At 69.8% G+C, this 14,128-nt stretch carries 13 protein-coding genes; 11 read left to right on the plus strand and 2 right to left on the minus strand.

Translation table 11 applies throughout. The features are described 5' to 3' along the window. The first annotated feature begins 111 nt into the window (after positions 1 to 111). The 8 genes from M9980_RS04390 (at position 112) to M9980_RS04425 (ending at position 9,745) form a co-directional block, all read left to right on the plus strand. Positions 112 to 1,773 carry an electron transfer flavoprotein-ubiquinone oxidoreductase gene (locus M9980_RS04390; RefSeq protein ID WP_250753770.1) on the plus strand — a complete coding sequence of 554 codons (1,662 nt, stop codon included), beginning with the start codon at positions 112 to 114 and terminating at the stop codon, positions 1,771 to 1,773. Next, entirely contained in the window at positions 1,748 to 3,355 is a 1,608-nt protein-coding gene (locus tag M9980_RS04395) for a tetratricopeptide repeat protein (RefSeq protein WP_250753773.1), read from the plus strand. The genes M9980_RS04390 and M9980_RS04395 overlap by 26 nt, the downstream gene beginning before the upstream one ends. Positions 3,356 to 3,357: 2 nt before the next feature. Continuing rightward, positions 3,358 to 4,188 carry a 4-(cytidine 5'-diphospho)-2-C-methyl-D-erythritol kinase gene (locus M9980_RS04400; RefSeq protein WP_250753776.1) on the plus strand — a complete coding sequence of 277 codons (831 nt, stop codon included), beginning with the start codon at positions 3,358 to 3,360 and terminating at the stop codon, positions 4,186 to 4,188. Positions 4,189 to 4,312: 124 nt separating this feature from the next. Next, positions 4,313 to 5,038 (plus strand): enoyl-CoA hydratase/isomerase family protein, encoded by a 726-nt coding sequence (locus M9980_RS04405; RefSeq protein ID WP_250753779.1) that lies wholly within the window; start codon positions 4,313 to 4,315, stop codon positions 5,036 to 5,038. Positions 5,039 to 5,111: 73 nt separating this feature from the next. After that, positions 5,112 to 6,833 (plus strand): dihydroxy-acid dehydratase, encoded by a 1,722-nt coding sequence (ilvD, locus tag M9980_RS04410; protein ID WP_250753782.1) that lies wholly within the window; start codon positions 5,112 to 5,114, stop codon positions 6,831 to 6,833. A 109-nt stretch (positions 6,834 to 6,942) separates the two neighbouring features. Then, positions 6,943 to 7,179 (plus strand): hypothetical protein, encoded by a 237-nt coding sequence (locus M9980_RS04415; protein ID WP_250753784.1) that lies wholly within the window; start codon positions 6,943 to 6,945, stop codon positions 7,177 to 7,179. Continuing rightward, positions 7,176 to 8,549 (plus strand): NAD(P)H-hydrate dehydratase, encoded by a 1,374-nt coding sequence (locus M9980_RS04420; protein ID WP_250753787.1) that lies wholly within the window; start codon positions 7,176 to 7,178, stop codon positions 8,547 to 8,549. The genes M9980_RS04415 and M9980_RS04420 overlap by 4 nt, the downstream gene beginning before the upstream one ends. Further along, complete coding sequence (locus M9980_RS04425; RefSeq protein WP_250753790.1) at positions 8,540 to 9,745, plus strand: class I SAM-dependent RNA methyltransferase; 1,206 nt, start codon at positions 8,540 to 8,542, stop codon at positions 9,743 to 9,745. Before M9980_RS04420 ends, M9980_RS04425 begins: the two co-directional genes overlap by 10 nt. On the opposite strand, the gene truA is transcribed toward M9980_RS04425, so the two are convergent. Both truA and fmt read right to left on the minus strand, forming a co-directional pair. After that, entirely contained in the window at positions 9,717 to 10,463 is a 747-nt protein-coding gene (gene truA, locus M9980_RS04430) for a tRNA pseudouridine(38-40) synthase TruA (protein ID WP_250753792.1), read from the minus strand. The two genes, M9980_RS04425 and truA, sit on opposite strands and share 29 nt — an antisense overlap. Beyond that, positions 10,460 to 11,374, minus strand: coding sequence for a methionyl-tRNA formyltransferase (gene fmt, locus M9980_RS04435; protein WP_250753795.1), 915 nt, complete (start codon positions 11,372 to 11,374; stop codon positions 10,460 to 10,462). Before fmt ends, truA begins: the two co-directional genes overlap by 4 nt. Before the next feature lie 54 nt (positions 11,375 to 11,428). Between fmt and recR the strand changes: the two genes are divergently transcribed. From recR to M9980_RS04450, 3 genes are all read left to right on the plus strand, one after another. Continuing rightward, a complete protein-coding gene (gene recR, locus M9980_RS04440) occupies positions 11,429 to 12,034 on the plus strand; it encodes a recombination mediator RecR (protein ID WP_250753798.1) in 606 nt (201 codons plus the stop codon). A gap of 43 nt (positions 12,035 to 12,077) precedes the next feature. Then, entirely contained in the window at positions 12,078 to 12,602 is a 525-nt protein-coding gene (gene def / locus M9980_RS04445) for a peptide deformylase (RefSeq protein ID WP_250753800.1), read from the plus strand. 108 nt (positions 12,603 to 12,710) lie between these two features. Continuing rightward, positions 12,711 to 14,111: a DNA recombination protein RmuC gene (locus tag M9980_RS04450; RefSeq protein WP_250753803.1), complete on the plus strand. Its 1,401-nt coding sequence runs from the start codon at positions 12,711 to 12,713 to the stop codon at positions 14,109 to 14,111. Positions 14,112 to 14,128: the final 17 nt, after the last annotated feature.

The following is a 14,128-nucleotide window of genomic DNA, read 5'->3' on the forward strand; positions in this document are numbered from 1 at the left end:
CGGCGACTAAGCTCCCGCCTTGACGCAGCCGTCAATCTGCCCGAACCGCTGAAGGGATGAGTTGGTGCGGCGGCGCGACGACAGACGGTTGCCGCCCTTGGGAGACGGTGAATGTCCGAGCGCGAATCCATGCCTTATGACGTGGTCATCGTCGGCGCGGGGCCGGCGGGGCTGTCGGCGGCGATCCGGCTGAAGCAGCTGGCGAACGACGCCGGCGCCGAGATCGGCGTGTGCGTGCTGGAAAAGGGGTCGGAGGTCGGCGCCCATATCCTGTCGGGCGCGGTGATCGATCCGAAGGCGCTCGACGAGCTGCTGCCAGAGTGGCGCGACCAGGGCTGTCCTCTGGCGCAAGTGCCCGTCACCGACAACCAGCACTGGCTGCTTTCGAAGACGAAGAAATCGGCAGTCCCGCATTTCGTGACACCGGGCTTCATGCACAACAAGGGGACGTACACCGGCAGCCTCGGCAATCTGTGCCGCTGGCTGGCGGAGCAGGCCGAGGGTCTGGGCGTCGAGATCTTCCCCGGCTTCGCCGCCGCCGAGGTGCTGTTCGACGAAAACGGCGCGGTGAAGGGCGTCGCGACCGGCGACATGGGCGTTGCCCGCGACGGCACGCATAAGCCCGATTATCAGCCGGGCCTCGAACTCCACGCCAAATATACCTTCTTCGCAGAGGGCGTGCGCGGCCACCTGACCAAGGAGATGATCCGTACCTTCGACCTCGCGAAGGACAGCGACCCACAGGTGTACGGCCTGGGCGTGAAGGAATTGTGGGACATCGCGCCCGACAAGCATGTCCCCGGCCGCGTGATCCATACGCAAGGCTGGCCGCTCAGCGAAACCGCGGGCTCGAACGGCGGCGGGTTTCTGTATCATCAGGCCAACGGTCAGGTCGCCTTGGGCTTCGTTACGTGGCTCAACTACACCAACCCCTATCTCTCGCCGTTTCAGGAGATGCAGCGGTGGAAGACCCATCCTGCGATCGCCGAGATTCTGGAAGGCGGCAAGCGCGTGTCCTACGGCGCCCGCGCGATCAGCGACGGCGGGTTGCAGTCGATCCCGAAGCTCGCCTTTCCCGGCGCCGCGCTGATCGGCGACAGCGCCGGTTTCCTGAACGTGCCGCGGATCAAGGGCACGCACACCGCGATGAAATCGGGGATGATGGCCGCCGATGCCGCCTTCGCCGCGGTTCAGGCAGGCCGCGCGCAGGACGAGCTTGCCGCCTATCCTGAGGCGTTCGAGGCGAGCTGGGTCCACAAGGAACTGTCGGTGGTCCGCAACGTCGTGCCGCTGGTCAAGAAATTCGGCGACATGGTGGGCTCGGGCCTCGCCGGGGCGACGATGTGGCTGGAAAGCTGGGGGCTGAAACTGCCCTTTACCCTCCACCACAAGCCCGACCACGAAAGCCTGTGGCGCAAGGACATGGTCCAGCCGATTGCCTATCCGAAACCCGACGGCAAGCTGACCTTCGACCGCCTGTCTTCGGTGTTCCTCTCGAACACCAATCACGAGGAGGACCAGCCGGTCCACCTGACGCTCCGCGATCCAGACATTCCGGTCGCCTACGATTTGCCGATGTTCGACGAACCGGCGCAGCGATATTGCCCGGCGGGCGTGTACGAGATCGTGGGCGAAGAGACCGGCGACCCGAAGTTCGTCATCAACGCGCAGAACTGCGTCCATTGCAAGACCTGCGACATCAAGGATCCGACGCAGAACATCAACTGGGTGGTGCCCGAGGGTGGCGGTGGACCGAATTACCCGAACATGTAGCGCCGCGCTGGCGCTCGCCGGCGTCCTCACTGCGGGACCGGCGCTGGCCGACGTCGGCACGCCGCTGTCGGCGTATGTGAAGGCACGCGCGGCGGGGGCGGATGGCCGCGCCGACGTCGCGGCGGCAGGCTATGCGCGGGCGCTCGCCGCCGATCCGGCCAACGCGGTCGTGGCGGCGCGCGCCTACCGCGAGGCGCTGGCGGTCGGTGACATGCGGCTGGCGCGGGCGTCAGCGGCGGTGCTGGTGGCGGCGGGGGTCGCGCCGGCCGACACCGCGCTGATCGCGGTTGCCGATGCGGTGAAGGCGCGGCGCTGGGACGCCGCCGATGCCGCGATCGCGAGGCTTGCGACCGGTACGCTCGATTTCCTGGCGCCGGCGCTCACCGCCTGGATCGCCTTCGGTCGCGGCGATGCCGACCCGGCGGCGGGCCTGGTGGCAGAGGGCGGCAATCCGCTGTCCCGTCGGTTCAACGACGAAAATCGCGCGCTGCTGCTGATCGCCGGCGGTCGCATCGATGCCGGGCTGGCGCTGGTCCGCTCTCTGCTGGTCGCGAGCGCAGGGAGCGTCGATTTCCGCCTCGCCGCCGCGCGATTGCTGGCCGGGCAGGGGAAGGCCGAGGCACGCGCGCTGCTCGCAGGCACCGATCGCACCCTCGCCGGTGCGCGTGACCGGCTGTCGCCGGCAAAGCCCGACGCCGCTTTCGGGATTGCCCGCCTCTACGACCGGCTGGCCGGCGACATCGCCGATGGCGAGGCGCGGTCGCTGGCGATTGTGCTCGCGCGCGCCGCGCTGGAGATCGACCCACGCGACGACCGCGCCCGGCTGGCGCTCGCCAACGCATTGTCGCTCGACGGCGCGCCGGCGCGTGCCATCGCCGTCCTCGACGCGGTCGACCGCGCCGGGGCGAGTGCCGACGACGCGGTATCGCTGCGCATATCGGTGCTCAATCGCGCGGGCCGAAGCGGCGACGCTCTCGCCGCCGCACGCACGCTGGCGGCGGCGCCCGGTGCCGGCGCGACTGATGCTCAGCGGCTCGGCGACCTGCTGCTGGCCGCGCGGCGATTTGACGAGGCCGCCGCCGCCTATGCCACCGCGATCGAGCGAGCCTCGGCTGCCCCGGACTGGACCCTGTTCCTCCAGCGCGGCGGCGCGCTGGACGAGGCGGGCCGGTGGGACGAAGCGCGGACGATGCTGAGCCGCGCGGTCGATCTCGCCCCGCACGAGCCGGTGGCGCTCAACTACCTCGGCTATGCGCAGATCGAGCGTGGCGAGAACCTCGCCGCGGCCCGTGCGCTGCTGGAGCGTGCATCCCGGCTGGACCCGGAGGATGCCAACATCACCGATTCGCTCGGCTGGGCCTATGTCCGCACCGGCGATATCGCGAAGGGTGTGCCGCTGCTCGAACGCGCCGCCCGCGCCGCGCCCGCCGACACCGATATCCAGGAACATCTCGGCGACGCCTATTGGTCGATCGGGCGGCGGTATGAGGCGCGCTATGCCTGGCGCGCGGCGGCGGTCTATGCCGATGCCGACGACAGCGCGCGCCTGACCGGCAAGCTCGCGACCGGCCCGGTGCGCTGACGATGATCGTGGAGGCTGCCCCCGCCAAGTTGAACCTTGCGCTTCACGTCCGGCGGCGGCGGGAGGACGGCTATCACGATTTGGAGACGCTGTTTGCCTTCGTCGCCGACGGCGATGTGCTGACTGTCGCGCTTGCCGAGGCCGAGAGCTTCACGCTGACCGGCCCGTTCGCCGGCGGCCTGATGCATGAGGGCGACAATCTGGTGCTGCGCGCGCGCCGCGCCTTTGCGGAGTCGGTGGCGTCGCTGCCCCCGCTGGCAGTGACGCTCGACAAGCGCCTGCCGGTGGCGTCCGGGATCGGCGGGGGATCGGCGGATGCCGCGGCGATGCTGCGTGCCTGTGCCCGCATCGCAAGGACAGGCGCGGACGAAGCGCGCCTGACTGCGGTTGCTTCGGCGCTGGGTGCCGACGTCCCGGCCTGCCTCGCCGGGGTTACCGCCATCGGCGACGGCCGCGGCGATCGGCTGAGCGCGCTCGATGGTTTCGCCGGCACGCCGGTACTGCTGGTCAATCCGGGCGTGGCGGTGTCGACCCGCGATGTGTTCGCGGCCTGGGACGGCATCGACCGCGGTCCTCTGCCGACTGGCGACGCCGCGACGATCGCGCGGGAGGGGCGCAACGACCTCGCCGTGCCGGCCAAATCCGTCGCCCCGGTCATCGGCGAAGTCATCGATGCGCTCGACCAGCTCGCCGGCACGACGCTCGTTCGCATGTCGGGATCGGGGGCGACCTGTTTCGCGCTGTTCGCCGACGCCGCGACGCGCGCCGCCGGTGCGCACGCGATCGGCGCGGCCTATCCCGGCTGGTGGTACCTCGAGACGGTGCTGACGTGAGCGGTAACGCTTCGCCCATCTTTGCCGGCGATAACGACCTCAGCGGATCGAGCGCCGGGAGCGAACCGTCCGTCGATGGCCTGTGGTTTGCCCGCGCGCCATCCCCCGCCACATTCGTGCCGCGATGATCCGCGTCGATCGCACCGGCGAAGTCGCGACGATCACCATCGACCGCGGCGGTAGCGGCAACAGTTTTTCGGGCGCGGGCTGGGACGCCTTGACCGCCGGTGCCCGCGACCTCACCGACAGCGACGCGACGGTCGTCGTGCTCCGCTCCGCCGCGCCGTTGTTTTCCGCCGGTGCCGACCTGACCGAAATGGCCGCGCTGATCGACGATCCCGCTGCCCGCGTCACCTTTCGCACCCGCATGCGCGCCGCGATCGATGCGGTGGCAACGCTCCCCATGCCGGTAATCGCCGCGATCGATGGCGGGTGTTTCGGCGCGGCGGTGGCGCTGGTCCTCGCCAGCGACCTGTGCATCGCCGGCGACTCCGCGCGCTTCGCCACCACGCCGGCAAAGCTCGGCATCGGCTATCCGGGGGAGGATGTCGCCCGCCTCATCGCGCGGGTGGGGCGCGGGCAGGCGGCACGGATGCTGCTCACCGCCGCGCCGATCGACGCCGACGAAGCACACCGCATCGGGCTGGCGGACGTTCGCGCGACGCACGCCGGGGACGAGGCCGACCAACTCGCCGGCGCGATCGGTGCAAACGCTCCGACCGCGCTGCGCAGCCTGAAACGCACGCTGAATGACCCCGCCCGCGCCGACGCTGCGCTCGACTTCGACGCGCTGTTCGGAACGCCGGATTTCGCCACGCGGCTGGCGGCGTTTCACGCGCGGGCGCGGTAACATGCGCGATCATGCGCTGGCACCGCGCGCAATACTCTTGCGTCCACAGGGCGTCTGACGACATAGGCAGCGCATGACGAACCGTTTCGACAAGTCCCGCCTTCCCAGCCGCCATGTCTCGGTCGGCCCCGAGCGCGCCCCGCACCGCAGCTATTATTACGCGATGGGCCTGAGCGAGGAGGAGATCGCCCGGCCGTTCGTGGCGCTCGCGTCGGCGGGGAACGACAGCGCCCCATGCAACACCACGCTCGACGCGCAGGCGAACGCCGCGCGCGCCGGGGTGGAGGCGGGCGGGGGGATGCCGCGCCGGTTCAATACCATCACCGTTACCGACGGTATCGCGATGGGGCACCAGGGGATGAAATCCTCGCTAGTCAGCCGCGAAGTCATCGCCGATTCGATCGAACTCAGCGTCCGCGGCCATTGCTACGACGCGCTGGTGGGCTTCGCGGGCTGCGACAAGTCGCTGCCCGGCATGATGATGGCGATGCTGCGCCTGAACATCCCGTCGATCTTCGTCTATGGCGGATCGATCCTGCCGGGCCGCTTCCGCGGGCAGGACGTGACCGTCGTCGACGTGTTCGAAGTCGTCGGCAAATATGCCGCCGGCGCCTGCCCGTTGAGTGAACTCGAGGAACTGGAAAAGGCAGCGTGCCCCGGCGACGGAGCGTGCGGCGGGCAATTCACCGCGAACACGATGGCCTGCGTTGGTGAAGCGATCGGATTGTCGTTGCCGAACAGCAACATGGTGCCGGCGCCTTACTCCACGCGCGAACAAATCGCCGCGGCGGCGGGGGCGCAGGTGATGGAGCTGATCGCGGCCAATATTCGCCCGCGCGACATCTGCACCCGCGCCGCCTTCGTCAACGCCGCCCGGATCGTCGCGGCGACCGGCGGCTCGACCAACGCCGCGCTGCACCTCCCGGCGATGGCGCACGAGGCGGGGCTGGAATTCGACCTGTTCGACGTAGCCGAGGCATTCCGTTCAACACCTTACATCGCCGACCTGAAACCCGGTGGCAAATATGTGGCGAAGGACATGTACGAGGCCGGTGGCATCTACATGCTGATGAAGACGATGCTGGCGAACGACCTGCTCGACGGCAACTGCCTGACGGTCACCGGGCGCACGCTGGCCGAGAACATCGACCAGGTCACCTGGAACCCGGATCAGAAGGTCATCTACGACGTGAAGGCGCCGATCAGCCCGACTGGCGGTGTCGTCGGCCTTCGCGGCTCCCTCGCGCCGGATGGCGCGATCGTCAAGGTCGCGGGGATGACACGACTCCAGTTCGAGGGGCCAGCGCGTGTCTTCGACTGCGAGGAAGACGCCTTCGCCGCGGTCGAGGCGCGCGACATCGCCGAGGGGTCGGTGATCGTGATCCGCTACGAGGGGCCGAAGGGTGGCCCCGGCATGCGCGAGATGCTGTCCACGACCGCGGCGCTCTACGGCCAGGGCATGGGCGAAAGCGTCGCGCTCGTCACCGACGGGCGCTTTTCGGGCGCGACTCGCGGCTTCTGCATCGGCCATGTCGGGCCCGAAGCGACGGACGGTGGCCCGATCGCACTGGTGGAGGACGGCGACGCCATCCGCATCGATGCTGATGGCGGCACGATCGACCTGCTGGTCGACGACGCGGTCCTCGCCGATCGCAAGACACGATGGCAGCCGCGGCTGAACGACTATCAGTCGGGTGCCTTGTGGCGCTATGCCCGCAACGTCGGCCCGGCATGGGCCGGCGCGGTCACCCATCCCGGGGCGGCGCAGGAAACCCATGTCTATGCGGATATCTGACGGTCTGGCGCTCGGAGTACTGGTGATGCTTTCGGGGTGCGGGGCCGCCGAGCAACCTACGCCAGCCCCGCCGACCGAGCGCGTTGCGTGCGCAGTGGGTGCCGCCCCATTGGCCACCGACTGCACGATCGAGCGCACCAGAGCAGACGGCGGCACGCTGCTGACGATCCGCCACCCGGACGGCGGTTTTCGCCGGCTGATGGTAAGCGCCGATGGTCGCTATCGCGCCGCCGACGGCGCGGTGCCGGCACAGGTCGTGCGCCTCGACAACGGACAGATCGACATCAGCGTCGCCGATGTCCGCTACCGATTGCCGGCAGGGGGCGCGCCGACCGCGGCGCCATGAGGCGCGTGCCCGAACATGCCCCGATCGTGACCGCCGCGGCCATGCGTGCGGCGGAGGCCGCGGCGTTCGCGTCCGGCCAATCGCAGCGCGAAGTCATGGAGCGCGCCGGCGCCGCCGTCGCCGTGCAGGTCGCGCGATTGGCGGCAGGTCGCGCCATTCTGGTCCTCGCTGGACCCGGCAACAACGGCGGCGACGCCTATGTCGTGGCACGCTGGCTTGCGGAGCGCGGTCATGACGTCACTGTCGCTGGCCTTGGCGCGCCCACCGGTGTCGCCGCCGAGATGCGGGCGGCGTGGACGGGCGAGGTCACCGATCTCGACACCGTCGCGCCCCGTGTCGTGCTGGTCGATGGCCTGTTCGGTACCGGCGTCTCCCGTCCGCTTGCTGCCGACGTCGCGCGCGCGCTGGCCCGGCTGCGGAGGGGCGCCGCGATCACCATCGCCATCGATCTGCCGTCCGGCATCGCCACGGACGACGGCAGCGACCTGGAGGCCGCCGGCGCCGACGTGACGGTCGCGCTCGCAGCGCTGAAGCCTGGCCACGTGTTGGGCGACGGCGCGGGAGCGAGCGGGCATGTCCTGCTCGCCGACATCGGCGTCCCGGTCGCGAGCCACTGGCACACGCTGGCCCGACCAAGCCTGGAACCGCCGCCCCGCGATGCGCACAAGTTCACCCGCGGTATGGTCGCCGTGCTGGGCGGCGCGATGCCGGGCGCCAGCCGGCTCGCGGCGCGCGCCGCGATGGCGGCGGGTGCCGGCTACGTCGTACTGGCTGGCGAGGATCGCGGCGGGCCCGACGCGCTCGTCCACCGCACCACCGACGCCGACCTGTTCGGCGATCCGCGGATAGGCGCCCTCGTCTGTGGCCCCGGCCTCGGTCGCGATGCCGCGGCCAGCGACCTGCTCGACCGCGCGCTGGCCTGTGAACGCCCTTTGGTCCTCGACGGGGACGCGCTGAGCCTGCTCGGCGCCGACGCCGCGACCCGGCTGCGCGGCAAGCACGCCATCCTCACGCCCCACAGCGGCGAATTCGACCGCATGTTCGGTGTGGGGCAGGGCAGCAAGATCGACCGCACGATCGCCGCTGCGGCGCGCATCGGGTGCACGATCGTCCACAAGGGCGCCGATACCGTCATCGCCGACCCGGCCGGACGCGTTACCGTCTCTGCCGCGGCGCCGACGTGGCTGGCGAGCGCCGGCACCGGCGACGTGCTCGCCGGGCTGGTCGCGGCGCGCTGTGCGGCGGGCGCTGCGGACCCCGCCAGCGAGGCCGTATGGCTCCATGCCCGCGCCGCGGCGCTTGCCGGAGCGGGGCTGATCGCCGATGGGTTGATCGACCATATCGGCGGGGCGATCGAGGAATGTCTGTGAGCGAAACCATCCTGCGCGTGGCCGCGCGGGGCGACGGGGTGACCGAAGGCGGTCGGCATGTCGCCTTCACCGCCCCCGGCGACACCGTCAGCGGGGACGTTATCACCCCCGGTCCGCACCACCAGACGCCACCGTGCCGGCACTTCCCACAGTGCGGTGGGTGTCAGCTTCAACATCTTGATGAAGCGAGCTATTCCGATTTCGTCGAGCAGCGGGTTCGCGACGCGCTGCACGCGCAGGGGCTGGATGCGGCGATCCGTCCCGCGACGATCTCCCCACCACGCAGCCGCCGTCGTGCGACCCTGCATGCAGAGCGGGTGGGGAAGCGCGTCATTCTGGGCTTCAGCGAATCCGGCAGCCACGCGCTGGTCGACATCGCCGAATGTCACGTCCTGCTGCCCGAACTGTTCGCGCTCGTCGCGCCGCTGCGCGTGATGCTGGCCAACGTCCTGAAGGCGAAGGGGCGGACCGATATCCACCTCGCCGCGATCGACCAGGGCGTCGATCTGCTTATCGGCGGGCCGGCCCACGACACGCTTGCTGCCGCCGAGGCACTGACCGAGTTCGCGATCAAGCACCGACTGGCCCGCGTATCGATCGACGAGGGGCTGGGCTATGAAACGCGGTGGGAGCCCGAACCCGCGACGATCACGCTGGGCGGCGTGCCGGTGGCGGTGCCGCCCGCGGCGTTCCTCCAGGCGACGGCGCATGGGGAAGCCGCGCTGCTCACCGCGGTGCGTGAGGCGATCGGGCCGGCGCGGCTGACCGCCGACCTGTTCGCCGGACTCGGCACTTTCGCGCTGTCACTGCCGGGCAAGGTGTACGCTGGAGAGGCGGCGCGCGATGCGATCCTTGCGCTGAAGTCGGCGGCGTCGATGGCGGGGCGCGCGGTCTTCGCCGAGCATCGCGACCTGTTCCGTCGCCCGCTGACCACCGCCGAACTCGACCGGTTCGAGGCCGTCGTCCTCGACCCGCCCCGCGCGGGCGCGCGCGACCAGATCGTCAACCTGGCGCCCGCCCGCGTGCCGCGCATCGCTTATGTTTCCTGTAATCCCAGCAGCTTTGCGCGTGATGCGAAGCTGTTGTGTGAAGGCGGCTACCGGCTCGATTGGGTCCAGCCTGTCGGGCAATTCATCTGGTCGACGCATGTCGAACTCGCCGCGGCCTTCAGTCGGCCGGATAATCCGCAGCCATGAAGTAGAGCCCGTCGGGCGGCGCGTTCAGTCCGAGCGCGTCGCGATCGCGCGCTTCGAGCGCGGCGCGCATGTCATCGGGCGTCCACCTCCCCTCACCGACCAGCGCGAGGCAACCGACCATCGATCGCACCTGATGATGCAGGAATGATCGCGCCGATGCCGAAACGACGATACGGTCGCCACTCTGCACGACGTCGAGCCGGTCGAGCGTACGGAGTGGACTGTCGGCCTGGCAATGCGCCGATCGAAAGGTGGTGAAATCATGCCGCCCGACCAGATGCACCGCCCCCGCCGCCATCGCCGCCGCATCGAGCGGACGGGCGACGTGCCACGCCAGCCCCTTCTCCCACGTCGGTGGCGCGCGGCGATTAACGATATGATATTCATAATGCCGCGCAAGACACGAGAAACGCGCATGAAAATCGTCCGGCACCGTCACGCAATCGAGGATCGCAACCGGCGCGGGGCGGAGCAGCGCGTTCAGCGCCTCCATCAGCCGGAACGCGGTCACCGGCCTGGCGATATCGAGGTGCGCGCGCATCCCCCGCGCATGCACGCCGGCGTCGGTGCGTCCCGCGGCATGGACGACCACCGCCTCCCCGGTCATCGCCGCCGCCGCCGCCTCGATCGCCGCTTGCACGCTGGCCCCGTGCTTCTGACGCTGCCACCCCATGAACGGGCGCCCGTCATATTCGATGGTCAGCGCAAAGCGAGTCACAGGCGGGTGCCGCGCGGAATTGGAAACCCGTGAAGCAGTTCGTCCACGCCCATCTCGCCACGTCCGGCGCGTTGCAAGCGGTGCGGGCGGATCGCGCCGCTGCCGCATGCGATGAGCAGGCGATCGTCAAGCACGACGCCGGGGGCCGCCGCTTGCGGATCGATCTCCTCGATATCGGCGCGCAGTATCTTGATGCGCTCGCCCGACAGTTCGAAGAACGCGCCGGGCGCCGGGTGAAACGCGTCGATCTGGCGGTCGATCTGCTCGGCGGACTGGGTGAAGTCGATCCGCGCCTCCGCCTTGTCGATCTTGGCGGCATAGGTAACGCCCTCTGCCGGCTGCGGCACCGGCGGGTGGCCATCGAGATCGGCCAGCACGCTCACCATCAGCGCCGCACCCATGTCTGCGAGTTCCCGCGTCAGATCGCCTGTGGTCTTGCCCGAGCACCGCGTGTGCGCCTCCGCGCGCACCGGCCCGGTATCCAGCCCGGCCTCCATCTGCATGATCCCGACCCCGGTCTCGGCGTCGCCGGCCAGGATCGCGCGATGGATCGGCGCCGCCCCGCGCCACCGTGGCAACAGCGATCCGTGGATGTTCAGGCATCCGTAGCGCGGCATGTCGAGCACCGCCTGCGGCAGGATGAGGCCGTAAGCAGCGACGACCGCGACGTCCGCGTCCCACGCGGCAAACTCCGCCTGCGCCTCAGCCCCGCGCAGCGACACCGGCGTCCGCACCGCAATGCCCAGCGCCTCGGCGCGCGCCTGCACCGACGACGGCACCAGCGCCCGCCCTCGCCGCCCGCCGGGGCGGGGGGGCTGGCTGTACGCCGCGACGACGTCGTGTCCGGCCGTGACCAGCGCGTCGAGCGCCGGTACCGCGAATTCGGGCGTTCCCATGAAGACGATCCGCATGCGCTCGCTTCGACACGCTGGCGCCCGCCCGCGCAACCCCCTATCTGTTCCCGCATGGCATCCCCCGAGATCGAGGCATTGTCGCTGGCGCTGTCGCGGCTTCCGGGGCTTGGCCCCCGTTCGGCGCGTCGCGCGGTACTCCACCTGCTGAAGCGCCGCGAGTCGGCGCTCGCCCCGTTGCTCTCGGCGCTGGCGGCGGTCGACGAGCGGCTGGCGACCTGCAGCATCTGCGGGAATGTCGACACGTCGGATCCGTGTGCGATCTGCACCGATCCGCGCCGCGACGCGCGGTCGCTATGCGTGGTCGAGGAAGTCGCCGACCTGTGGGCGCTCGACCGCGCGCGACTGTTTCCGGGGCGCTTCCATGTGCTGGGCGGGCGGCTGTCCGCGCTGGAGGGGGTGCGGCCCGAGGATCTCGGCATCGACACGCTTGTCCGCCGTATCTCCGACGGCGGCATTGACGAGGTCGTGTTGGCGATGAACGCGACGCTGGAGGGTCAGACGACCGCGCATTACGTCGCCGAGCGGATCGAGGCGTATCCGGTGCGCGTCACCCAGCTTGCCCACGGCCTGCCGGTCGGCGGGGAGCTCGATTATCTCGACGAGGGGACGCTGGCGCAGGCTTTGCGCGCGCGCCGCCCGCTCGCGTCCGCCACCTGAACCGTCTTGCCTGTCGCGGGGCGAGGGCGTAGCCGCTTTCGCCATGACCGTGATGCACATTCTCGAAATCCCCGACGCCGGCCTGCGCGAGGTCGCGGCCCCCGTGGCCGCTGTCGATGACGCCGTCCGCACGCTGATCGACGACATGTTCGAGACGATGTACGACGCCCGCGGCATCGGTCTTGCCGCCACTCAGGTCGGGGTGGCGCAGCGCGTGCTCGTGATCGATCTGCAGGAGGGCGAGGATGAGGGTGGCGAGCCGATCCGCGACCCGCGCGCCTATGTGAATCCCGAAATCACCTGGGTCAGCGACGAAACCTCGAAATACAACGAAGGCTGTCTGTCGATCCCAGAGCAATATGCCGAGGTCGAGCGCCCCGCGCGCTGCCGCGTCACCTGGCTCGACCGCGACGGGCAGGCGCAGGAGGCGGAGATGGATGGCCTGCTCGCGACCTGCATGCAGCATGAGATCGACCATCTGAACGGCGTGTTGTTCATCGATCACATCTCCCGCCTGAAGCGCGACATGATCGTGAAGAAGGTGACGAAGGCGCGCCGCGCCGCCTGATCGCTCGCTCCGTCGCAAAGCCCGGGGGCCTGCCGCCGCGCGCGCTTGTCGTGCGGCGCCGGGGCGGATAGGTTCGCCGTCTGTTCCCAGCGACGCGAGCGTACCCTTATGGAATCCACCGCCTTCCTCCTGATCGTCCTGGCGCTGGTGATCGGCGTCGGGGTGGGCTGGCTACTCGGGGGGCGCGGCGTCGCGGTGGCCCGTGCCGAACGCGATGCGCGGGAGAGCGAATTCAAGCGCGCAATTTCCGAACTCGCCGTCGCTAGCGAGCGCGTACGCGAAATGCCCGAGCTGCGCGAGGCACTGGAGGAAACCACGCGGGAGCGCGATTCCGCCCGGCTCGAGGCGGTCGAGCTCCGCACCCGCGCTACCGAATTCGAATCGCGCTTCGCCGAATTCAAGGCCGACCGCGAAGTCATGGCGTCGCAATTCCGCGACCTGGGTGCAAAGGTGCTCGATTCGGCGCAGGAGAGTTTCCTCAAGCGCGCGCAGGAACGCTTCGGCCAGGCGGGCGAGGCCAATGAGGCCAAGATGAAGGCGCTGCTGGCGCCCGTCGAGACGACGCTCAAGCGGTATGAGGAAGGGCTGGCGAAGGTCGAGCGCGACCGTGTCGACAGCTATGCGGGCTTGCGCGAGCAGATCGAGAACGTCCGCGTCGGCCAGGGCCAGGTCCGCGAGGAGACGGCACGGCTCGTCAACGCGCTGCGCACGAGCCCCAAGGCGCGCGGGCGCTGGGGCGAGCAGAGCTTGCGCAACGTGCTCGAGCAGGCCGGGCTGTCGCCGTTCGCGGACTTCCAGCAGGAGGTGGTCGTCGCCACCGACGACGGCGTCCTGCGCCCCGACGTGATCGTGCGCCTGCCGGGCGGGCGGAAGCTGGTGATCGACGCGAAATGCTCGCTCAACGCCTTCCTCGACGCGAGCGACGCGACCGACGATGAGGGTCGCGCGGCGGGCCTGCGCGCCCATGCCGCATCGGTGCGCACCCACGCGCAGCAACTCGGCTCGAAAAGCTATTGGGACAAGTTCGGCGACGCCGCCGATTACGTCGTCATGTATATTCCGGGCGAGCATTTCCTGTTCGCCGCGCTCGAACAGGATCCACGGCTGTGGGAATGGGCGATCGAGCGCCGCGTGCTGCTCGCGACGCCAACGAACCTCGTCGCCATCGCCAAGACGATCGCGAACATCTGGCGCCAGGAAAAGCTGATCGACGACGCCCGCGCGGTCGATGCGCTGGGCAAGGAACTCCACGAACGCCTCGCGACCGCGGCAACGCACCTGAAGCGCGTCGGCGGCGGTCTCAATTCCGCGGTGGAGAATTACAACAAGTTCGTGTCGTCGTTCGAAGGCCGCGTCCTCGTCTCCGCCCGCCGTTTCCGCGACCTGAGCGTGGGCACGGGCGCGAAGGAAATCGACAGCGTCGACACCGTCGATGCGCTGGCGAAGCCAACCGTCGGCGACGTGGCGCTGCTCCCCGCCGCCGAAGCGGCCGAAGCCGCCGCGGAGTGACGAACCGGTCGGGCCGG

The organism is Sphingomonas donggukensis (assembly GCF_023674425.1).
GTDB classification, from domain to species: domain Bacteria; phylum Pseudomonadota; class Alphaproteobacteria; order Sphingomonadales; family Sphingomonadaceae; genus Sphingomonas; species Sphingomonas donggukensis.

Coding starts and splice junctions, on each gene's coding strand:
- M9980_RS04390 (WP_250753770.1), top strand. CDS start 112: ATGTCCGAGCGCGAATCCATGCCTTATGACGTGGTCATCGTCGGCGCG.
- M9980_RS04400 (WP_250753776.1), top strand. CDS start 3,358: ATGATCGTGGAGGCTGCCCCCGCCAAGTTGAACCTTGCGCTTCACGTC.
- M9980_RS04405 (WP_250753779.1), top strand. CDS start 4,313: ATGATCCGCGTCGATCGCACCGGCGAAGTCGCGACGATCACCATCGAC.
- ilvD (WP_250753782.1), top strand. CDS start 5,112: ATGACGAACCGTTTCGACAAGTCCCGCCTTCCCAGCCGCCATGTCTCG.
- M9980_RS04420 (WP_250753787.1), top strand. CDS start 7,176: ATGAGGCGCGTGCCCGAACATGCCCCGATCGTGACCGCCGCGGCCATG.
- M9980_RS04425 (WP_250753790.1), top strand. CDS start 8,540: ATGTCTGTGAGCGAAACCATCCTGCGCGTGGCCGCGCGGGGCGACGGG.
- fmt (WP_250753795.1), bottom strand. CDS start 11,374: ATGCGGATCGTCTTCATGGGAACGCCCGAATTCGCGGTACCGGCGCTC.
- recR (WP_250753798.1), top strand. CDS start 11,429: ATGGCATCCCCCGAGATCGAGGCATTGTCGCTGGCGCTGTCGCGGCTT.
- def (WP_250753800.1), top strand. CDS start 12,078: ATGACCGTGATGCACATTCTCGAAATCCCCGACGCCGGCCTGCGCGAG.
- M9980_RS04450 (WP_250753803.1), top strand. CDS start 12,711: ATGGAATCCACCGCCTTCCTCCTGATCGTCCTGGCGCTGGTGATCGGC.